This window comes from Pseudomonas sp. P106(2024) (genome assembly GCF_057480815.1).
On record NZ_JBLIYU010000011.1, the window covers coordinates 81647 to 101773 of the forward strand.

Below are 20127 nucleotides of genomic sequence, written 5' to 3' on the forward strand. Positions count from 1 at the left end.
CCCGATGTCGAGGGAGTTTGTAGGAAAAATGGCGGTTTGTAGGGTGGTGCCTAGGACTAGGTGAGAAGTTTCGCTTTATGTCTGGGTGATGGTTGATGCTCTTGGCGAGCGCCCACAAAAAACCCTGCAGAAGCAGGGCTTTTCGTGTTTCAGGCTCAGCCCTTGTAGGCAGCGACCGATTTGGTGATCGCGGCGCGGGCGGCGTCGGCGCCTTCCCAACCTTCGATCTTGACCCACTTGCCCTTCTCGAGATCCTTGTAGTTCGCGAAGAAGTGTTCGATCTGCTGGATCAGCAGGGCTGGCAGGTCGGTGTATTCCTTCACGTCGACGTACAGCTGGCTCAGCTTGTCGTGCGGTACGGCGATGACCTTGGCGTCGCCGCCGCCGTCGTCGGTCATGTTCAGCACGCCGACCGGACGGGCGCGGATCACCGAGCCTGGAGCGACTGGGTACGGGGTCACGACCAGCACGTCCAGCGGATCACCGTCGTCGGCCAGGGTGTTGGGGATGTAGCCGTAGTTGGCCGGGTAGAACATCGGGGTGGCCATGAAACGGTCGACGAACAGGGCATCGCTGTCCTTGTCGATCTCGTACTTGATCGGCGCGTGGTTGGCCGGGATTTCGATGGCGACGTAGATGTCGTTCGGCAGGTCTTTGCCGGCTGGAATCTTGCTGTAGCTCATTGGGCAATGCCCCCGTGTTTGATCAAAAAAGTGGCGGCGATTATAGGCATATTCCCACGGTGGGTGCCACGCCCGGCCTGATGTGCGGGCGTTCAGGCGTGGCGTTCCCGGTAGTCCGGGTGTTCGGCCTGCATGCGCGTCAGGCGCTCGAGCGGGTCCTGGCGGTAGAACAGCGTCAGCTGCTGGTAGACCTGCGGCCAGGCCTGGTGCAGCAGGTCGGGGGCGCTGAAGAAGTATTCGCTGGTAACGGCGAAGAATTCGGCCGGGTTTTCCGCGGCGTAGGGGTCGATGGCCGTTTCGGCGTCCGGGTCGGCATCGAGCTGGCGATTCATCGCGTCATAGGCCTGTTGCATGGCCTGGGCCCAGTCTTCGACACGCATGCCGTGGTGCAGCGGCGGCAGGCCGTTGGCATCGCCGTTGAGCATGTCCAGCTTGTGCGCCAGTTCGTGGATCACCAGGTTGTAGGCTTCCCAGCCGCCGCTGGCCAGCACGCCGGGCCAGGCCAGGATCACCGGGCCCTGCTGCCAGGCCTCGCCGCTGTGCTCGGCGTCCCAGACATGTTCGACGCCGCTGGCGTCGCGATGGCGCTGGGGGCTCTTGAAATCGTCGGGGTAGAGGATGATCTCGTGGAAGCCCTGGTACCAGTTCAACTCGCCCAGGTGCAGCAGCGGCAGCTGGGCCTGGGCGGCGAGGAACAGGCGCTGCTCGTCGTCCAGCTCGACGCCCGGCAGGGTGGTCAGGTGTTTGTCGTGCAGGAACAGCACGCTGGCTTCACGCAGCCAGCGGTCTTCATCGTCGCTGATGCCGTCCAGCAGCGGCAGGCGATCGCGGATCACCTGCCACATGTGCGGATCGACTGGATAGCGGGCCAGGGTGCGCCGGCGGCGCCAGGCGCTGAACGACCACATGCGCCGGTCAGTGGGCCTTGGCCGTGCGGCCGAAGCGACCGCGCAGCAGGCCGAGGATCATCGGCACCAGCGACAGGATGATGATGCCGACCACCATCAGCGACAGGTGCTGCTTGATGAACGGCACGTTGCCGAAGAAGTAGCCCAGGGTCACCAGGCCGCCGACCCATAGCAGCGAGCCGGCCACGCTGAACGCCAGGAAACGCGGGTAGTGCATGTGGGCGATGCCGGCGACGAACGGCGCGAACGTGCGCAGGATCGGCAGGAAGCGCGCCAGGGTGACGGTCTTGCCGCCGTGGCGTTCGTAGAACTCGTGGGTGCGCTGCAGGTAGTCCCGGCGGAAGATCTTCGAGTTGGGGTTGCGGAACAGGCGTTCGCCTGCGGTGCGCCCGATCACGTAGTTGGTGCTGTCGCCGAGGATCGCCGCGGCCATCAGCAGGCCGGCCAGCAGCACCGGATCCATGCCGCCACCGGCGGCCACGGCGCCGGCGATGAACAGCAGCGAGTCGCCCGGCAGGAACGGCATGACCACCAGGCCGGTCTCGCAGAAGATCACGGCGAAAAGGATGGCGTAGATCCAGGGACCGTAGTTGTTGACCAGCAGGTCGAGGTAGGCATCGAGATGCAGGATGAGGTCCAGCGGGTTGAAATCCATGTACAGCACCTGTGTTCTTGACCCGCTTCTACGGGCGCGCGATGACGGACAGTGCCATGGTTGGGGACGGTTTACCGGCTAGGCGGGTAACTTTTCGCACATGACAGGAGGGGGATTATACGGCGAAGTCCGGATTGTGCCCGGAGAGTTTGTAGCGGAGCGTTACGACAGAGTCACTGGGCGTCGTGGGGGAGCGTTTGCTGTAACGCGGTTCCTTTAGGAGCGGTCGTGTGTCGCGACCCATCGCGACACACGACCGCTCCCACAGCGAGCACAAGAGCGCCAGGCATCAATCCTGACTGATCGGCAGGATGTAGTTCTCGAACTCGGTGTCCTTGCGAAAGCCCATGGATTCATAGGTCTTGCGCGCCACCTCGTTGTCGCTGCTGGTGGACACGCGCATGCGCACGGCGTTGGATTGCTTGGCCATCTTCTTGGCCTCGCGCATCAGGTTGTCGGCGACCAGCATGCGGCGTGAGTCCTCGGCCACGTAGATGTCGTTGAGGATCCACACGCGCTTGAGCGACAGCGAGGAGAAGCTCGGATACAGCTGGCAGAAGCCCAGCAGGCGGTCGTCGCCGTCATCCGGCAGCGCCAGGTAGATGATCGACTCCTTGCGCTTGAGGCGCTTCTCGAGAAAGGCCCGCGAACTGTCCGGGTAAGGCAGTTGCCCATAGAACTCGCGGTATTTCACGAACAAAGGGGTGAGCAGGTCGAGGTGTTCCAAGGTTGCCTGGATGATGCGCATGGGCGGGCCTCTGAGTCCATTGGGGATACGGCGGATTGCCTGCAGCGTCCTCTGGCATGCTGCCTAAAGCAGGCTAGAAGCGCAATCCGCCTTCCGTGACATGTTTTTTACCCTTCGCCGAGTAGGAAGTTTCCGTTTTTGCCGGCGGATTCTTCACTGTCGATGCTGTGGACCTCCGCTTCGTCCTTCAGATTCACCCCCGACAGCTGACGCCTGCACGCCTCGCGCATCAGGTACAGCAGGCGGTGGGCGGCCAGGCCGTAGCTCAGCCCTTCCAGGCGCACGTTGGAGATGCAGTTGCGGTAGGCATCGGTCAGGCCGACCTTGGGCGCGTAGGTGAAGTACAGCCCCAGGCTGTCGGGTGAACTCAGGCCTGGGCGTTCGCCGATCAACATGACGGTCATGCGCGCGCCAAGCAGTTCGCCCACTTCGTCGGCCACCGCGACCCGGCCTTGCTCCACCAGGATCACCGGAGCGCTGCTCCAGCCATCGGCGGCGGCCTGCTCCTCGAAACGGCTCAGGAAGGGCAGGGTGTGGCGGTGCACGGCCAGCGCCGACAGCCCATCGGCGACGACGATCGCCAGGTCGACGCCGCCGGGGTTGGCTTGGGCGTGCTCGCGCAGGCGCTGGGCCGAGTCTTCATGCAGGCGCCGGCCAAGATCCGGGCGTTGCAGGTACTGGTGGCGGTCGCTGGCGGCGCTGTGCAGCAGCAGGCTGTCGCGGCCGCGCTCGCCGAGTTGCTGGCGCAGGCCGACATGGTCGAACGGCAGATGCACGGCATCGCGGGCCTGGGCATGGGCGAACTGGAAGTCCAGCTGGGCGCCGGTGGGCAGGCTGATGCCGGTGCGGCCGAGGGCGATGCGCGCCGGGGTGAGGTTGCGCAGGGCCAGCCAGGGGTTCTCTGGGGTGGGGGTGTGTCGGTCCATGGTCATCCCTATGCAAGCTGCGCCAGGGCCTGGCGGAAGGCCGGCGGCAGGTTGTCGCCGAAGCGGATGCGGCCGTCGGCCTGGGTGAAGATGCCGGTGCGCTCCAGCCACGCCTCGAATTCCGGCCCGGGCTTCAGCCCCAGGGTCTGGCGCGCGTAGAGCGCGTCGTGGAACGAGGTAGTCTGGTAGTTGAGCATGATGTCGTCCGAGCCGGGGATGCCCATGATGAAGTTGATCCCGGCCACGCCCAGCAGGGTCAGCAGGGTGTCCATGTCGTCCTGGTCGGCTTCGGCGTGGTTGGTGTAGCAGATGTCGCAGCCCATCGGCACGCCCAGCAGCTTGCCGCAGAAATGGTCCTCGAGGCCGGCGCGGATGATCTGCTTGCCGTTGTACAGGTATTCCGGGCCGATGAAACCAACCACGGTGTTGACCAGGAACGGCTTGAAGTGGCGGGCCACGGCGTAGGCGCGGGTCTCGCAGGTCTGCTGGTCGACGCCATGGTGCGCGTTGGACGACAGCGCGCTGCCCTGGCCGGTCTCGAAGTACATCAGGTTCTGCCCGACCCTGCCGCGCTTGAGCGAGAGGCCTGCCTCGTAGCCTTCCTGAAGCACGTTGAGGTTGATGCCGAAGCCGGCGTTGGCCGCCTCGGTGCCGGCAATGGACTGGAACACCAGGTCCAGCGGCATGCCACGGTTGATCGCCTCGATCGAGGTGGTGACGTGGGTCAGCACGCAGGATTGGGTGGGAATGTCGTAGCGCTGGATGATCGCATCGAGCATCTCCAGCAGCGCGCAGATCGAGGCGATACTGTCGGTGGCCGGGTTGATGCCGATCATGGCATCGCCATTGCCGTACAGCAGGCCGTCAAGGATGCTTGCGGCGATGCCGGCCGGCTCGTCGGTCGGGTGGTTGGGCTGCAGGCGCGTCGACAGCCGTCCGCGCAGCCCCATGGTGCCGCGAAAGGCGGTGACCACGCGGATTTTCTGCGCCACCAGCACCAGGTCCTGCACGCGCATGATTTTCGAAACCGCCGCCGCCATTTCCGGTGTCAGGCCCGGCGCCAGGGCGCGCAAGCTGTGCTCGTCGGCTTGCTCGCTGAGCAGCCAGTCGCGCAGCCCACCGACGGTCAGATGGCTGACCGCAGCGAAAGCTTGCGGGTCGTGGGTGTCGACGATCAGGCGGGTGACTTCGTCCTGTTCATAGGGAATCAGCGCCTCGTTGAGGAAGTGCTTGAGCGGGATGTTGGCCAGGGCCATCTGCGCCGCCACCCGCTCGCCGTCGTTGCTGGCGGCGACCCCTGCCAGGTAGTCGCCAGAGCGCGCCGGACTGGCCTTGGCCATCACCTCTTTGAGGCTGTCGAAGCGGTAGACCTGGTGGCCCACCGTATGCGTGAAACTTGCCATACAGAATCTCCAGGGCGCCGCAGGCCTGGCCTGCGGCGCAAGTCGGCAATCAGTGCAGGGCCTCTTCGGCCTTCTGGATCGCGGCGAATTCCTCTTCCGGGGTACCGGCCACCAGGTGGTGACGGCTGTAGAAAGCAAAGTAGGCAATTAATACTGCATAGATCACTGCAGCGCCAATCACCACCCTTGGATCGACCAGGAACCCGGCGACCACGGCGATGCAGGCCAGCACCAGGGCAACGCCCGAGGTGAAGATGCCGCCGGGCGTGCGATACGGACGCTCCATTTTCGGGCGGCGGATGCGCAGGGTGATGTGCGCGGCCATCATCAGCACGTAGGACAACGTCGCGCCGAACACCGCCACCAGGATCAGCAGGTCGCCCTGGCCGGTCAGCGACAGGGCGAAGCCGATGATGCCGGGGATCACCAAGGCCAGCACCGGGGCCTTGCTCTTGTTGGTTTCCGACAGCTTGCGCGGCAGGTAGCCGGCACGGGAAAGCGCGAAGATCTGCCGCGAATAGGCGTAGATGATCGAGAAGAAACTAGCGATCAGGCCGGCCAGGCCCACCAGGTTGACGAAGCCGCCCATCCAGGTGGAGCCGCCGTAGGCCTTGGACAGTGCCTCGACCAGCGGGTTGCCCGAGGCCTTGAGGGCTTCGGAGCCGGCGCCGCCGGGGCCGACCACCAGAATCAGCAGGGCGAAGGCCAGCAGCACCAGCATCGCGCCGATCAGGCCGCGGGGCAGATCGCGTTTCGGGTTCTTGGTCTCTTCAGCGGCCAGCGGCACGCCCTCGACCGCGAGGAAGAACCAGATCGCGTAGGGAATCGCCGCCCACACCCCCACATAGCCGAACGGCAGGAAGCTGCTGGCACCGACTGCGTCGGTCTTGGCGATGTCGAACAGGTTGGCTGCATCGAAATGGGGCACCATGCCGATCAGGAACACCGCCAGGGCGATGGCGGCGACGGCGGTGATGATGAACATCAGCTTCAGCGCCTCGCCCACCCCGAAGATATGGATGCCGATGAACACGATGTAGAAGGCCAGGTAGATCATCCAGCCGCCGATGCCGAACAACGACTGGCAGTAGGCGCCGATGAACACGGCGATGGCCGCGGGGGCAATAGCGTACTCGATGAGGATCGCCGTGCCGGTGAGGAACCCGCCCCAGGGACCGAAGGCGCTGCGGGCGAAGCCATAGCCGCCGCCAGCGGTGGGGATCATCGACGACAGTTCGGCCAGGGAGAAGCACATGCACAAATACATGGTGGCCATCAGCAGGGTGGCGAGGAACATGCCGCCCCAGCCGCCCTGGGCCAAGCCGAAGTTCCACCCGGCGTAGTCGCCGGAAATCACGTAGGCCACGCCCAGGCCCACCAGCAGGACCCAGCCGGCGGCGCCTTTTTTCAGTTCACGTTGCTGGAAATAGTCCGATCCGACTTTTTCGAAGTCGACGGAGGAGCTCGCCGGCGCGCTGCCGGAATGATCGCTTGGCATAGGGTTCACCTGTTGTTTTTCTTAGGTTGCCGGAGGGACTGCCGGCCACTGGTGATTCGTTTTGCAGAAAGCGGGCCAAGGGGCAGCTGCAAGCCCCAAGCCGCAAGCTTCAAGAAAAAGCAGCCCGCATCCGGCCTGCTTTTCTTGTCGCTTGAAGCTTGGAACTTGAAGCTGCTCTTGTTAGAAGAAGCCCAGCGGGTTGATGTCGTAGCTCACCAGCAGGTTCTTGGTCTGCTGGTAGTGGTCGAGCATCATCTTGTGGGTTTCACGGCCGACGCCGGACTTCTTGTAGCCACCGAACGCGGCATGCGCCGGGTACAGGTGGTAGCAGTTGGTCCATACGCGGCCGGCCTTGATGCCGCGGCCCATGCGGTAGGCGCGGTTGATGTCGCGGGTCCACACGCCGGCACCGAGGCCGAACTCGGTGTCGTTGGCGATGGCCAGGGCTTCGGCTTCGTCCTTGAAGGTGGTGACGCTGACCACCGGGCCGAAGATCTCTTCCTGGAACACACGCATCTTGTTGTTGCCCTTGAGCAGGGTCGGCTGGATGTAGTAGCCGCTGGCCAGCGCGCCTTCGAGTTGCTCCACCTTGCCGCCGGTCAGCAGCTCGGCGCCTTCTTCCTGGGCAATCTTCAGGTACGACTGGATCTTCTCGAACTGCTGCTGGGATGCCTGGGCGCCAACCATGGTGTCGGTGTCCAGCGGGTCGCCGCGCTTGATCTGCAGGACCTTCTTCATCACCACTTCCATGAACTGCGGGTAGATCGACTCCTGCACCAGGGCGCGCGACGGGCAGGTGCACACCTCGCCCTGGTTGAAGAACGCCAGCACCATGCCTTCGGCGGCCTTGTCGATGAAGGCAGGCTCCGCCTGCATGATGTCCTCGAAATACACGTTGGGCGACTTGCCGCCCAGCTCGACGGTGGACGGGATGATGTTCTCGGCCGCGCATTTCATGATGTGCGCGCCGACCGGGGTGGAGCCGGTGAAGGCGATCTTGGCGATGCGCTTGCTGGTGGCCAGGGCTTCACCGGCCTCGCGGCCATAGCCTTGCACCACGTTGAGCACGCCTTTGGGCAGCAGGTCGCCGATCAGTTCCAGCAGTACGGTGATGCCCAGCGGGGTCTGCTCGGCCGGCTTGAGCACCACACAGTTGCCGGCGGCCAGGGCCGGGGCCAGCTTCCAGGCGGCCATCAGCAGCGGGAAGTTCCACGGGATGATCTGCCCGACCACGCCCAGTGGCTCGTGGATGTGGTAGGCCACGGTGGTTTCGTTGATCTCGGCGGCGCCGCCTTCCTGGGCGCGGATGCAGCCGGCGAAGTAGCGGAAGTGATCGACCGCCAGCGGGATGTCGGCGTTGAGGGTTTCGCGGATCGGCTTGCCGTTGTCCCAGGTCTCGGTGATGGCCAGCAGTTCGAGGTTCTGCTCGATGCGGTCGGCGATGCGCAGCAGGACGTTGGAGCGGTCCTGCACCGAGGTGCGGCCCCAGGCGTCGGCGGCGGCATGGGCGGCGTCGAGGGCCTTTTCGATGTCTTCGGCGCTGGAGCGGGGGAACTCGGCGATCGGCTGGCCGTTCACTGGCGAGGTGTTGGTGAAGTACTCACCCTTTACCGGAGGAACGAACTCACCACCGATGTAGTTGCCGTAGCGGCTCTTGAAGGAAACCTTCGCGCCCTCGGTACCGGGATGTGCGTAACGCATGGTGTGTCTCCTGGTCATTGTGATTGTTGCGGAGTTTCCTAGCGTAGAGCAAAGGTCGGGCCAGTGCCTGGAGGGCCTTGTGTATCAATGACTTGGGTCAAGATCGGCGAGTGGCTGGCGCGGCCCTGTGCCAGGGCCGGCACGGCCTGGGTGACACTTTGTACCGTTTGCGACACAGCCCGTGACCGCAGGGTCAGTGCACCATTGCAAAGCGTTCCCGCCTGGAGGATGCTGGCGACACGCTCTATCTGCGGAGAACAACTACAAATGCAGAGCAACCCGTTCAGTCGCCATGCCCAGCAAGTGCTCACGGTCGCCCACGGCCAGGCCAGCGGGCCGGGCAGCGACCCGTCGATCGCCCGCTCCTGGCTGCGCTGCCTGGAGGACTACCACCTCGACCCGGCACGCGCCCAGGCCCCGGTAGTGCTTGAGCACGGCCGCCTGCTGGAGAGTCGCGAGCGCCTGCACCAGGTACTGCAGATCGCCGACAACGAGATGAACAGCCTGCACCAGCAGCTCTCCGGCAGCGGTCACGCGGTGCTGCTGACCGACGCCCGCGGGGTGATCCTCAACTGCGTCTGCGCCCCCGGCGAGCGGCGTATTTTCGAGCGCGCCGGGCTGTGGTTGGGCGCCGACTGGAGCGAAGCCCGCGAGGGCACCAACGGCATCGGCACCTGCCTGGTCGAGCGCCAGGCCCTGACCATTCACCGGGACGAACATTTCCGTGGCCGACACACCGGCCTGACCTGCTCGGCCAGCCCGGTATTCGACCCCCATGGCGAGCTGCTGGCGGTGCTCGACGTATCGTCGGCACGGCCGGATGTGTCGCGCCAGAGCCAGTTCCACACCATGGCCCTGGTCAACCTGTCGGCGAAGATGATCGAAAGCTGCTATTTCCTGCGTCATTTCGAGCAGCAGTGGTTGCTGCGCTTCCACCTGCAGGCGGAGTCGGTCGGCCTGTTCAGCGAAGGGTTGCTGGCCTTTGACGGTGACGGGCGGATCTGCGCCGCCAACCAGAGCGCCTTGAACCTGCTGGGCACCATCCGTGGCGGCGTGCTGGGCAAGCCGCTGGACAGGTTCTTCGCCTGCAGCCACGACGAGCTGTTCAGTCGCGCCACGCCCCAGGGCAGCAGCGCCTGGCCGCTGCACACCCGCGATGGCCGCCAGGTGTTCGCCAGCCTGCGTGGCCAGGCCCGTGCGCCGGTGTGGTCGGTGCCGGTGGCCTTGCCCCACGCCAGTGCCCCCGGCATTTGCCTGCTCGACCCAGCCCTGCGCGAGGACTTTCGTCGTGCCGTGCGGGTGTTCGAGCGCGATGTGCCCCTGCTGCTGCGCGGCGAGACCGGCTGCGGCAAGGAGGCCTTCGCCCAGGCCGTGCACCAGGCCAGCTCGCGTCGGCACAAGCCGTTCGTGGCAATCAACTGCGCGTCGATTCCCGAGAGCTTGATCGAAAGCGAGCTGTTCGGCTATCGCGGCGGCAGCTTCACCGGCGCGCGCAAGGAGGGCATGCGCGGCAAGCTGTTGCAGGCCGATGGCGGCACCTTGCTGCTGGACGAGATCGGCGACATGCCGCTGGCGCTGCAGACCCGCCTGTTGCGGGTGCTCGAGGAGCGTCAGGTGGTGCCCATTGGCGGCGAGCCGCAGGCGGTGGATGTGCGGATCGTCAGCGCCACCCACCGTGACCTGCTGGAACGGGTGGCGCAGGGCGGTTTCCGCGAAGACCTCTACTACCGCCTCAATGGCCTGGAAGTCGCCCTGCCGGCGCTGCGCGAGCGCAGCGACAAGGCGCAGTTGCTGGACTTCCTGCTGGCGCAGGAGACCGAGGGCCAGGCCATCGGCCTCGACCCGGCCACCCGCCAGGCGCTGTTGGACTTCACCTGGCCGGGTAACGTGCGGCAGATGAGGAATGTGCTGCGTACCTTGGTGGCGTTGTGCGAAGGCGCGCACATCGAGTTTTCCGGTCTCCCGGCAATTGTTCGCAATAGCGCGGCCTCCGCAGGAGCGGCCTTGTGTCGCGAAAGGGCCGCAGAGCGGCCCCAGGATCCCGAAAACGCCGGGGCTGCTGCGCAGCCCTGTCGCGACACAAGGCCGCTCCTACACGCCGAGCGCGATGCACTGCTCACCGTACTGGAGGCAAACCGCTGGCACTTGACCCATGTCGCCGAGCAGTTGGGCATCAGCCGCAATACCTTGTATCGAAAACTGCGCAAACACGGCATCGCCAGGGTCGGATGAGCGAAACAGCGAGTGCGATTTCCCTCGCCCTGGGCTACCCTGCCTCGACGTTTTGCGAGGTCGATCATGCACATTCATATTCTCGGTATTTGCGGCACTTTCATGGGTTCGCTGGCCGTGCTGGCCAAGGAGCTGGGCCACCGCGTCACCGGCTCCGACGCCAACGTCTATCCCCCGATGAGCACCCAGCTCGAGGCCCAGGGCATCGAGCTGACCCAGGGCTACGACCCGGCCCAGCTGGAGCCGGCACCTGACCTGGTGGTGATCGGCAACGCCATGTCGCGGGGCAACCCGGCGGTGGAGTACGTGCTGAACAAAGGCCTGCCCTATGTGTCCGGCCCGCAGTGGCTGGCCGACCATGTGCTGCAGGGCCGCTGGGTATTGGCCGTGGCCGGTACCCACGGCAAGACCACCACCAGCAGCATGCTGGCCTGGGTTCTGGAACACGCTGGCATGAGCCCGGGCTTCCTGATCGGCGGCGTGCCGCAGAACTTCTCGGTGTCGGCGCGCCTGGGCGCAACGCCGTTCTTCGTGGTCGAGGCCGACGAATACGACAGCGCCTTCTTCGACAAACGCTCCAAGTTCGTCCACTACCACCCGCGCACCGCGATCCTCAACAACCTGGAGTTCGATCACGCGGATATCTTCCCCGACCTGGCGTCCATCGAGCGGCAGTTCCACCATCTGGTGCGCACCATCCCCAGCGAAGGCCTGGTCATCCACCCGACCACCGAGCAGGCGCTGGAGCGGGTCATCGGCATGGGCTGCTGGACCCCGGTGCAGACCACCGGCGAAGGCGGGCAATGGCAGGCGCGGCTGCTCAGCGCCGACGGCTCGCGTTTCGAGGTGCTGTTCGAAGGTCAGGCGCAGGGTGTGGTGGATTGGGCGTTGACCGGTCAGCACAACGTCGCCAACGCCCTGGCTACCTTGGCCGCCGCCCGTCATGTCGGCGTGGCGCCGGCCATGGGTATCGAAGGCCTGAGCGCGTTCAAGAGCGTCAAGCGGCGCATGGAGAAGGTCGCCGAAGTGCAGGGCGTGACCATCTATGACGACTTCGCTCACCACCCGACCGCCATCGCCACCACCCTCGACGGTCTGCGCAAGCGCGTCGGCGAGGCACCGGTGATTGCGGTGATCGAGCCGCGCTCCAACTCCATGAAGCTCGGTGCCCACCGCGATGGCCTGCCGGAAAGCGTCAACGACGCCGACCAGGTGATCTGGTACGCGCCGCCCAACCTGGGCTGGGACCTGGCGGGCACCGCCGCGCAGTGCAAGGTGCCGAGCGTGGTGGCCGACAGCCTTGAAGCCATCATCGAGCGCATCAAGGGCCAGGCCCGGCCGGGCACCCATGTGGTGATCATGAGCAACGGCGGCTTCGGTGGCCTGCACGGCAAGCTGGCCGAGGCGCTGAAGTGAGCGGGCCGGAACGCATCACCCTGGCCATGACCGGCGCCTCCGGGGCGCAGTATGGCCTGCGTCTGCTCGATTGCCTGGTGCGTGAGGAGCGTGAGGTGCACTTCCTCGTCTCCAAGGCCGCGCAACTGGTGATGGCCACCGAGACCGACGTGCTGCTGCCGGCCAAGCCCCAGGCCATGCAGGCGTTCCTCACCGAGTACACTGGCGCGGCCGACGGACAGATCCGCGTGTACGGCAAGGAAGACTGGATGTCGCCGGTGGCCTCGGGCTCCGGCGCGCCGGCGGCGATGGTGGTGGTGCCCTGTTCCACCGGGACCCTTTCGGCGATCGCCACGGGCGCCTGCAACAACCTGATCGAGCGCGCCGCCGACGTGACCCTCAAGGAGCGTCGGCAATTGATCCTGGTGCCGCGCGAGGCGCCGTTCTCCACCATCCACCTGGAGAACATGCTCAAGCTGTCGCAGATGGGCGCGGTGATCCTGCCGGCGGCACCGGGGTTCTACCACCAGCCGCAGAGCATCGACGACCTGGTCGATTTCGTCGTGGCGCGCATCCTCAATCTGCTGAACATCCCGCAGGACATGCTGCCGCGCTGGGGCGAGCATCACTATGGGGTCGATGATTGAAGCGGGTGCTGGCGGGGCTGGTGATACTGGTCCAGCTCGGCGGCTGCGCCACGGTGCGCACCCTAGACGCCAACAAGCCGGGGGCGCCGGTGGTGTATGCCGGGACGCGCCTGGACCTGTACGTAATCAACGGCGGTTGTTGTCCCCGGGACCGCTTTGGCGCCGAAGCGCCGGCCTATCCGGGGCTGGACCTGCCGGGCAGTGCGTTGCTGGATACCTTGCTGCTGCCGTTGTCGTTGTTGACGGCGGCGGGGGTGGGCTTTAACGCCACCGGTGGTCTTTGATAGCCAAGGGCTGCTGTGCAGCACAATCGCCGGCTTGCCGGCGATTGGCGTGGTTCAGGACTGACTATTTCTTCCCCAGCTTGCGCAGCTCGTCGGACTCAACCACCCGAATCCCATCTTCCTCTTCCAGCGCCAGACGCCACAGCGCCCGAGCCAGGGTGCAGGCCTCGATGCCCCGGTACTTGCCCGGTATCAGGCGGGCGAAGGGCGCCGCCATCCGTTCCCCCAGACGCGGCTCGATCCGCTCGCCCAGCAACAGCGAAGGCCGCACGATGGTCAACTGCGGCCAGTCCTGCTGCTTGAGCGCCTCTTCCATCTCGCCCTTGACCCGGTTGTAGAAGACCGACGATTTCGGATCGGCGCCCAAGGCGCTGATTACCAGCAGGTGGCGGGCGCCCATCTCGCGGGCACGCTTGCTGAAGGCCACGACCATGTCCAGGTCGACGGCGCGGAACGCATTTTCCGAGCCGGCCTGCTTGAGCGTGGTGCCCAGGCAGCAGAAGGCGATATCGACACGGCCGGCCAGTTGCGGGAGAAACACAGCCGGGTCGCCCACCGGGTTTTCCAGGTGCGGGTGCTCGGCCAGGGGGCGGCGGGTCGGTGCCAGAACGCGGCTGATGGTGGGCTCGTTGAGCAGGCGGTCGAGCAGGTGTTCACCCGTCAGACCCGTGGCACCGGCAAGCAGGACATGTTGAGGCGTCAGGTACATGATGTCTCTCCCTCGTTACTACACAGCTTAGTGGGCACCAGGTGTTTTTGCCTGTTGCCCAGAAGCTGGCTGGGCTTCATTGCGCAGGGCTTGCTCGGCCTGTTGGCGGCGCAGGCGCTGCCAGTGGCTGATCACTGCTGGCGGCGCCCAGAGCTGCGGCTCCGAGGCTTCGAAGCCCTCCCTTCGTTCTCTTTCGGCAACGCTTTGACGCGCCAGTTCAAACGCCTGTTTCAAGTCGTCGGTCTGGTTCAGCGCCTGGGCGAACAGGGCGTCGCCGAAATAGGTGAAGTCGGCTTCTTCGGAGCAGCCGAACGACACCCGGTCGGGGCGCGCGGCGGTCATGACCAGGGTGCGGTCGTCCTTGAGCGGAGCGATGTAGCCACCCGAATAGCAGGCCGAGATGACGATTACCTTGTCGCGGTCTTTCAGCGGGGCCAGGGCGCTGGCCAGCTCGTCCGCGGAGAGGTCGGCCAGTTGCAGGCGCGGCTGGTCGAGGACCAGTTGGTGGTCATGGCTGCCATGGCTGGTCAGGTAGATGAACACCAGGTCCTCGGGGCCGCTGCGCTCGGCCAGGGTGCGGGCGGCGCGGGTGAGGTTCTCGCGGGTGGCCATCGGGCGGTCGGCCAGGTGGTCGCGATGGTTGACCAGGGTCACCTGGCCGTGTGCGCCGAAGCGCACCTTGAGCATGTTGCTGACATAGTCGGCCTCGCGCAGGAATACGCTCTGCTGGCCGTCGCCGGCTACCACCAGGCTGTACAGCTGCACCGGCGGCACCGACGCCGGCACCTTGGCCAGGGCATCGGCCAGCAGCTTGCCCTGGTTGAGCAAGGCCAGGTCCAGTGGGTCGGGCAGCAGTTTGCCCTGGGCATCGCGCACGCGCACGCCGTTGACCCAGGTGCCGCTCTCGATCCGTCCGTCCGGGTGGGTCAGCTTGCCGCGACCGTGGTAAGTGTCGTCGGCGAAACCGCCGACGTACTGGCTGCCGTCGGCCAGCTGCAAGGTACCGCTGCCGGCGAAGCGCCAGTCGCGAAAACCGCCCTTGTAGCGGCTGCCGTCGCTGCCCAGCAGTTCGCCCTGGCCGACCAGTGATCCATCCTTGAAGTCGCCGATCCAGACGTCGCCGTCGGCGCTCTCGTAGCGCCCCCGGCCTTCGAGGCGGTTGTCCTTGAATTCGCCGATGTACTGCTCGCCGTCGGCGCTGTCATAGGTGCCGGCGCCTTGCAACTGCCCGTCGACGAAGTGGCCGCTGAACTGGTTGCCGCTGGCGTCGCTGCGCACCCCGGCGCCATTGGGCTTGCCCTTGGCGAACAGCCCCTGGTAGCGGCTGCCGTCGGCCAGTTCGAGTTGGCCGGCGCCTTCGTACTGGTCGTCCTTGAACTGGCCGCGGTAGGTCTGGTCGTTCTGCTTGAGCGTGCCCTCGCCGTCGCGTCGGCCATGCTTGAAGGTGCCTGCATAATGGCTTCCGGGGGTGGTCAGGTCGCCCAGCCCCTGGAACAGGCCTGCACTGAACTGGCCGCGATAGACCTCGCCGTTGCTGCCATGCCATTCGCCTTGGCCATGCCACTGGCCGTCCTTGAAGGTGCCGGCATACCAGCTGCCGTTGGGGTAGTCGATGCGTCCCTCGCCTTGCAGCAGCCCATCGACCACCTGGCCGCGGTAGCGGCCGCCGTCGGGCAACCGGGCGTCCGGAGGCGACAACGGTTCACCTTCGCCGCAGGCGGCAAGCAACAGGATCAAGGTCAGGGGAAGCAGGGGGCGCATGGCGGGTTCCGCGGCAATCGATGCGCCGAGTATGCCGCAGAATGCGCGGGTGCGTGAATCGGGGCCGCGTGGCGGCCCCAGGGGCGTATCAAACGAAGCAGAGCGACAGCGGTTCGGCGATGTAGGCGGGTTTTTCTTCGCCTTCGATCTCGAGGGTGACGGTGGCCTTGAGCAGCCACTGCCCCGGTTTCTTCTCGGTGGCGTCGGTCAGGTCGACCTTCAGTCGCACCTGGCTGTCGACCTTCACCGGTTGAATGAAGCGCACGCTGTCCAGGCCGTAGTTGACCACCATCTTCAGTCCTTCGGGCAGCACGAGGATGTCTTCCATCAGCTTGGGGATCAGCGACAGGGTGAGGAAACCATGGGCGATGGTGGTACCGAACGGCGTTTTCTTCGCCTTTTCGGGATCGACATGGATGAACTGGAAATCGCCAGTGGCCTCTGCGAACAGGTTGATGCGTTGCTGATCGATCTTCAGCCAGGCGGAACGTCCCAGTTCCTTGCCAACGTACTGCGAAAGCTCTGTAACGGGTACATAGGGCATCGCGACATCTCCAGATTGTCATTTGGTACGAGTGTGCAAGATCAGCACGGCGAACCGTTTCAGTCAAGTTGACTGCTTTTCGCCGAATATCGCCTTATAGACAGTTGCTTAGCGTGCTTATAATGGCCGCCATGCTCTGAGGGAGGTCCATATGCTGTTGCGTGGTTTGACCTGGCTGGTGCTGTTCCAGTTGCTGGGAACGGCGATCAACCACCTGTTGCTGCCCATCCTGCCCGGGCCCATCATCGGCCTGTTGTTGTTGATGGCCTTCCTGATGACCCGTGGCGAGGTTGGCGAGCCGCTCAACGAGGCCGCTGGCAGCCTGTTGCGCTACCTGCCGCTGCTGCTGGTGCCGCCGGCGGTGGGGGTGATGGTCTATGCCAGGGACATCGCCGCCGACTTCTGGGCCATCGTCGGGGCCTTGCTGATCTCCTGCCTGCTGACCCTCGTGTTCGTTGGCGTGCTGATGCAGAAGCTGATCCACCGCCAGGGCAAGCGCGAGGAGCAGCCATGATTCTCGACTGGCACGGCGCACTCGAGGCGGTCATCCATCATCCGTTGTTCGGCATCGGCATCACGTTGGCCGCCTACCAACTGGTGCTGGCGGGCTACGAGAAGACCCGCTGGATCTTCCTGCAACCGGTGCTGGTGTCGATGCTGGTAGTGATCGGCATCCTCCTGGCCTGCGGCATCGACTACGCCGAATACCGCAAGAGCACCGAGATCATGAACATCCTCCTGGGGCCGGCCACCGTGGCCCTGGCGGTACCGCTCTACCTCAACCTGCGGCGCATTCGGCAGCTGTTCTGGCCGACATTTACTACGCTGGTAGTCGGAGGCCTGTTCGCCACCGTGGCGTGCCTGGCGCTGGGGTGGTGGTTCGGTGCCGAACACATGATCCTGATGACCATGGCGCCGAAATCGGTCACTTCGCCGATCGCCATGCTGGTGGCCGAGCAGATCGGCGGTGTGGCGGCCTTGGCCGCGGTGTTCGTGTTGATCACCGGGGTGATCGGTGCGATCTTCGGCCCGGCGCTGTTGACCCGATGCGGCGTGCTCAGCCCCGAGGCGCGAGGCATGGCGCTAGGGGTGACCGCCCATGCGGTGGGCACTTCGGTGGCCTTGCAGGAAAGTGATGAATGCGGCGCCTTCGCCGCGCTGGCGATGAGCCTGATGGGGGTGGCCACGGCGGTGTTCCTGCCGTTGGCGGTCAGCCTGGTGGCTTGAGGAGTCGAGATGACGTTACCGCTGTTTCCCCTCAATACCGTGCTGTTCCCCGGTTGCCTGCTCGACCTGCAGATCTTCGAGGCGCGCTACCTGGACATGATCGGCCGCTGCATGAAGCAGGGTGCCGGTTTCGGCGTGGTGTGCATCCTTGAAGGCGAGCAGGTGGGCAAGGCACCGCCGGTGGTGGCCTCGCTCGGCTGCGAGGCGCTGATCCGCGATTTCGTGCAGCAGGACAACGGCCTGCTGGGTATTCGCGTCGAGGGCGTGCGGCGGTTTCGTGTCGAGCAGACCGAGGTGCAGAAGGACCAGCTGATGCTCGCCGAGGTGCAATGGCTGGCGGACCTGGCGGACAGCCCGTTGGTGGAGCAGGACGACGACCTGCTGGCCTTGCTGCTGGCGTTGGGCGAGCACCCGATGGTCGAGGCGCTGGACATGCCACGCGACGTGGACGGGCGCCAGTCGCTGGGCAACCAGCTGGCGTACCTGCTGCCGTTCATGGAAGAGGACAAGCTCGACCTGCTGGCCATCGATTCGCCACAGCTGAGGCTGGAGGCGATCCAGGCGCTGCTCGAGCGGATCCAGGGCGAGTTGTTCGCCTGAGCTGCCCAAGCCCGCTCCAACACCTCGCGAGTGCATCAGTACTGGTAACGCAACAACGCCTTTGGCAGTGCATGTAGGGCAAAGAACGCCAGCAACGCGACGCAGGCCGGCAGCACCAGCCACCACACCCGTTGCGGCAGCGCCACCAGCGGCTGGCGATGCTGTACCAGGGTCAGGCTCGCCGCGCACACGCAGCACGCCAGCAGTGCCCCGGCCAGGATGTCGGTCGGCCAGTGCGCCCCGAGGTACACCCGCGACAAGGCGATCGCCAGTGCCGGCAGGCAGCCCAGCATGACCCAGGTCAGGCGCATGCGCGGTGGCTGTCCGCGACCGGCCAGTACCGCCAGCACCAGGAAGAAGGCGAAGGACGCCGAGCTGTGGCCGCTGGGCATGCTGTAGCTGGTCAGCGGATCGACCAGCACTTCGGGGCGGGCGCGGGCGAACAGCCATTTCAAGGTGCCATTGGCGGCGGCGGTGCCGATCAGCGTCGCCCCGGCGAACAAGGCATGGCGCCATTGCCGGGCCAGCAGCAGCAGGCCGGTGAGCAGGCCGCCCAGGAAGAACTGGGTGCGGAAGTCGCCCAGGCGGGTGATCAGCACCACGGCGCCGTCGATGACCTGGCTGCGGTGTTCCTGGACCAGGGTCATCACGCCCTGGTCGAACTCGTTCAGGTATGGCCAGCCGATGAACAACGCCGCCACGGCCAGGCCGCTGAGGGCGGCGATCAGGCGGGTGCCATGGCGCTGGTCGCGGATGCTGGTGCTCAGGCTCAGGCCAATCAGTACCGCCAGGGTGCCGACGACGATTCCGGCGTCCAGCCAGAACCCTTCCGGCAGTGGCAGGCGCATGGCCGCGCCGGTGGCCCAGCCCGGTAGCAGGTAGGCCACCGACCAGCCGGCGCCGGCCACCAGGCTCACGGCGATGAAGCGCGGCAGCGGCATGTCGAACATGCCGGCAACCATCGGCAGCATCGGCCGTAGCGGGCCGATGAAGCGGCCGACCAGCAGGCTGGCGATGCCGTAGCGCTGGAAGTACGCCTCGGCGCTGCCGATCCACTGCGGGTGGCTGCGCAGCAGCGGCAGGCGGCGGATGTTCTGGTGGAAGTACTTGCCGATGCCGTAGGAGATCGCATCGCCCAGCACGCCGCCGAGGAAGCCCAGCAGCAACGTCTCGCCGAGGCTGAAGGCACCGCTGCCGGCCAGCACGGCGACGGCGAACAGCAGCACGGTGCCGGGCACGATGATGCCGGCGATGGCCAGGCATTCAACGCAGGCCACGATGAAGATGGCCAGGCCCAGCCACTGCGGGTTGGCGCCAAGCCAGGCGGTCAGGCTGTCCAGCCATTGGCCCATGGTTCAGTTTCCTTGTTCGAGCATGAAGAAGTCTTTCCCTTCGACCTGGCCGCGGCGCAGCGGGTTTCGGGTGCAGAAGCGCGCGTAGTCGGCATCGACGAAGCGGTAGGGCAGGTGTTCATCGCGGCCGTGGGGGATGCCCAGGCGGGTGGTCTGGATCACCCTCGGCACCTGTATGGCGCAGTCCTCGACATACAGGCGCTCGGGGTCGAAGCGCCGGGCGTCCCAGTGCGGCACCTTCAGGCCCATGGCCCGGCACAGCAAGGTCTGGCCGTTGCACAGACGCTCGGGAGGGCGCAGGTTACCGCTGGCGTCGGGATTGTTCAGTTGCATCCGGGCCAGGCTGTTGGCGTTGGAGATGGCGTCGGTCCACGGGTAGGCGGACTTGATCAGCACCGCGTTGCCTGGGCCGTGGGCGCTGAAGTTCAGCGAGTCGCCGCCACGGGCGTAGTACATGTAGATGTGCCCGCCGTCGAGGAACAGCGCCTTTCGCTTCTCGGTGAAGCCCAGGGAGGCGTGGCTGCCCTTGTCGGTCAGGTAGTAGGCCTCGGTCTCGATGATCCGCGCCGCCAGCCAGAGATCGCCGTGGCGATGGCGGATGACCTTGCCCAGCAGCTCGCGGGCGAGGGTCTGGGCATCGCGGTCGAAGAAGCTGTCGGGCAAGGCCCGGGCCGGGCAGGGGGCTGGAGCGGACATACGCACGGTTCGTGGCTGTGAAGGCGGCGATGATAGCAATGAATGGCTTAATCGAGGCTGAATCAGATTGACGCCATGGCAGGGCATTTCCGCTTCCGCCATCGGGCTGCATGCCCCAAAGGGCGTGGGCGCCGGCTTTCTCCTTGCTGGGGTTGGGG

General features: G+C 65.6%; 20 protein-coding genes. 7 read left to right on the forward strand and 13 right to left on the reverse strand.

What is annotated here, in order from left to right:
- Positions 1 to 155: 155 nt before the first annotated feature.
- From ppa to exaC, 8 genes are all read right to left on the reverse strand, one after another.
- Positions 156 to 683 (reverse strand): inorganic diphosphatase, encoded by a 528-nt coding sequence (gene ppa / locus AC25M7_RS17990; protein ID WP_028690314.1) that lies wholly within the window; start codon positions 681 to 683, stop codon positions 156 to 158.
- A gap of 92 nt (positions 684 to 775) precedes the next feature.
- Complete coding sequence (locus AC25M7_RS17995) at positions 776 to 1591, reverse strand: M90 family metallopeptidase (protein ID WP_486971332.1); 816 nt, start codon at positions 1589 to 1591, stop codon at positions 776 to 778.
- A gap of 7 nt (positions 1592 to 1598) precedes the next feature.
- On the reverse strand, positions 1599 to 2246 hold the full coding sequence (locus tag AC25M7_RS18000) for a DedA family protein (protein WP_028690316.1): 648 nt from the start codon (positions 2244 to 2246) through the stop codon (positions 1599 to 1601).
- 289 nt (positions 2247 to 2535) lie between these two features.
- Positions 2536 to 2994, reverse strand: coding sequence for a GNAT family N-acetyltransferase (locus tag AC25M7_RS18005; RefSeq protein ID WP_028690317.1), 459 nt, complete (start codon positions 2992 to 2994; stop codon positions 2536 to 2538).
- A gap of 107 nt (positions 2995 to 3101) precedes the next feature.
- Positions 3102 to 3920: an ethanolamine ammonia-lyase subunit EutC gene (eutC, locus tag AC25M7_RS18010; RefSeq protein ID WP_028690318.1), complete on the reverse strand. Its 819-nt coding sequence runs from the start codon at positions 3918 to 3920 to the stop codon at positions 3102 to 3104.
- Between the two features lie 8 nt (positions 3921 to 3928).
- On the reverse strand, positions 3929 to 5323 hold the full coding sequence (locus AC25M7_RS18015; RefSeq protein ID WP_069016295.1) for an ethanolamine ammonia-lyase subunit EutB: 1395 nt from the start codon (positions 5321 to 5323) through the stop codon (positions 3929 to 3931).
- Between the two features lie 49 nt (positions 5324 to 5372).
- A complete protein-coding gene (eat, locus tag AC25M7_RS18020) occupies positions 5373 to 6821 on the reverse strand; it encodes an ethanolamine permease (RefSeq protein WP_028690369.1) in 1449 nt (482 codons plus the stop codon).
- A 180-nt stretch (positions 6822 to 7001) separates the two neighbouring features.
- A complete protein-coding gene (gene exaC, locus AC25M7_RS18025; RefSeq protein WP_050707143.1) occupies positions 7002 to 8522 on the reverse strand; it encodes an acetaldehyde dehydrogenase ExaC in 1521 nt (506 codons plus the stop codon).
- A gap of 267 nt (positions 8523 to 8789) precedes the next feature.
- Here exaC and AC25M7_RS18030 point away from each other — a divergent pair, with 267 nt between their 5' ends.
- From AC25M7_RS18030 to AC25M7_RS18045, 4 genes are all read left to right on the forward strand, one after another.
- Positions 8790 to 10754, forward strand: a complete 1965-nt coding sequence (locus AC25M7_RS18030) for a sigma-54-dependent Fis family transcriptional regulator (RefSeq protein WP_486971333.1) — start codon at positions 8790 to 8792, stop codon at positions 10752 to 10754.
- A gap of 66 nt (positions 10755 to 10820) precedes the next feature.
- Positions 10821 to 12170 carry a UDP-N-acetylmuramate:L-alanyl-gamma-D-glutamyl-meso-diaminopimelate ligase gene (gene mpl, locus AC25M7_RS18035; RefSeq protein ID WP_028690372.1) on the forward strand — a complete coding sequence of 450 codons (1350 nt, stop codon included), beginning with the start codon at positions 10821 to 10823 and terminating at the stop codon, positions 12168 to 12170.
- Positions 12167 to 12796, forward strand: coding sequence for a flavin prenyltransferase UbiX (gene ubiX, locus AC25M7_RS18040; protein WP_028690373.1), 630 nt, complete (start codon positions 12167 to 12169; stop codon positions 12794 to 12796). Before mpl ends, ubiX begins: the two co-directional genes overlap by 4 nt.
- On the forward strand, positions 12793 to 13080 hold the full coding sequence (locus tag AC25M7_RS18045) for a YceK/YidQ family lipoprotein (RefSeq protein WP_062361937.1): 288 nt from the start codon (positions 12793 to 12795) through the stop codon (positions 13078 to 13080). The genes ubiX and AC25M7_RS18045 overlap by 4 nt, the downstream gene beginning before the upstream one ends.
- A 64-nt stretch (positions 13081 to 13144) precedes the next feature.
- Here AC25M7_RS18045 and AC25M7_RS18050 read toward each other — a convergent pair whose 3' ends face one another.
- From AC25M7_RS18050 to AC25M7_RS18060, 3 genes are all read right to left on the reverse strand, one after another.
- Positions 13145 to 13789 carry an oxidoreductase gene (locus AC25M7_RS18050; RefSeq protein WP_028690375.1) on the reverse strand — a complete coding sequence of 215 codons (645 nt, stop codon included), beginning with the start codon at positions 13787 to 13789 and terminating at the stop codon, positions 13145 to 13147.
- A 27-nt stretch (positions 13790 to 13816) separates the two neighbouring features.
- Positions 13817 to 15550 carry a C13 family peptidase gene (locus tag AC25M7_RS18055; protein ID WP_486971334.1) on the reverse strand — a complete coding sequence of 578 codons (1734 nt, stop codon included), beginning with the start codon at positions 15548 to 15550 and terminating at the stop codon, positions 13817 to 13819.
- A gap of 88 nt (positions 15551 to 15638) precedes the next feature.
- Positions 15639 to 16094 carry a MaoC family dehydratase gene (locus AC25M7_RS18060; RefSeq protein ID WP_028690377.1) on the reverse strand — a complete coding sequence of 152 codons (456 nt, stop codon included), beginning with the start codon at positions 16092 to 16094 and terminating at the stop codon, positions 15639 to 15641.
- A 151-nt stretch (positions 16095 to 16245) separates the two neighbouring features.
- Between AC25M7_RS18060 and AC25M7_RS18065 the strand changes: the two genes are divergently transcribed.
- Genes AC25M7_RS18065 through AC25M7_RS18075 form a run of 3 tightly spaced genes read left to right on the forward strand, consistent with a single transcriptional unit; the run spans position 16246 to position 17921 of the window.
- Positions 16246 to 16608: a CidA/LrgA family protein gene (locus AC25M7_RS18065; RefSeq protein ID WP_028690378.1), complete on the forward strand. Its 363-nt coding sequence runs from the start codon at positions 16246 to 16248 to the stop codon at positions 16606 to 16608.
- The gene (locus AC25M7_RS18070) at positions 16605 to 17321 is read left to right on the forward strand and encodes an LrgB family protein (RefSeq protein ID WP_028690379.1); all 717 of its coding nucleotides are present in this window, start codon (positions 16605 to 16607) and stop codon (positions 17319 to 17321) included. Before AC25M7_RS18065 ends, AC25M7_RS18070 begins: the two co-directional genes overlap by 4 nt.
- 9 nt (positions 17322 to 17330) lie before the next feature.
- Entirely contained in the window at positions 17331 to 17921 is a 591-nt protein-coding gene (locus tag AC25M7_RS18075) for an LON peptidase substrate-binding domain-containing protein (RefSeq protein ID WP_088851640.1), read from the forward strand.
- Between the two features lie 35 nt (positions 17922 to 17956).
- On the opposite strand, the gene AC25M7_RS18080 is transcribed toward AC25M7_RS18075, so the two are convergent.
- The gene (locus AC25M7_RS18080) at positions 17957 to 19273 is read right to left on the reverse strand and encodes a bifunctional DedA family/phosphatase PAP2 family protein (RefSeq protein ID WP_028690381.1); all 1317 of its coding nucleotides are present in this window, start codon (positions 19271 to 19273) and stop codon (positions 17957 to 17959) included.
- 3 nt (positions 19274 to 19276) lie between these two features.
- Positions 19277 to 19969 (reverse strand): DNA-3-methyladenine glycosylase, encoded by a 693-nt coding sequence (locus AC25M7_RS18085; RefSeq protein WP_062361943.1) that lies wholly within the window; start codon positions 19967 to 19969, stop codon positions 19277 to 19279.
- Positions 19970 to 20127: the final 158 nt, after the last annotated feature.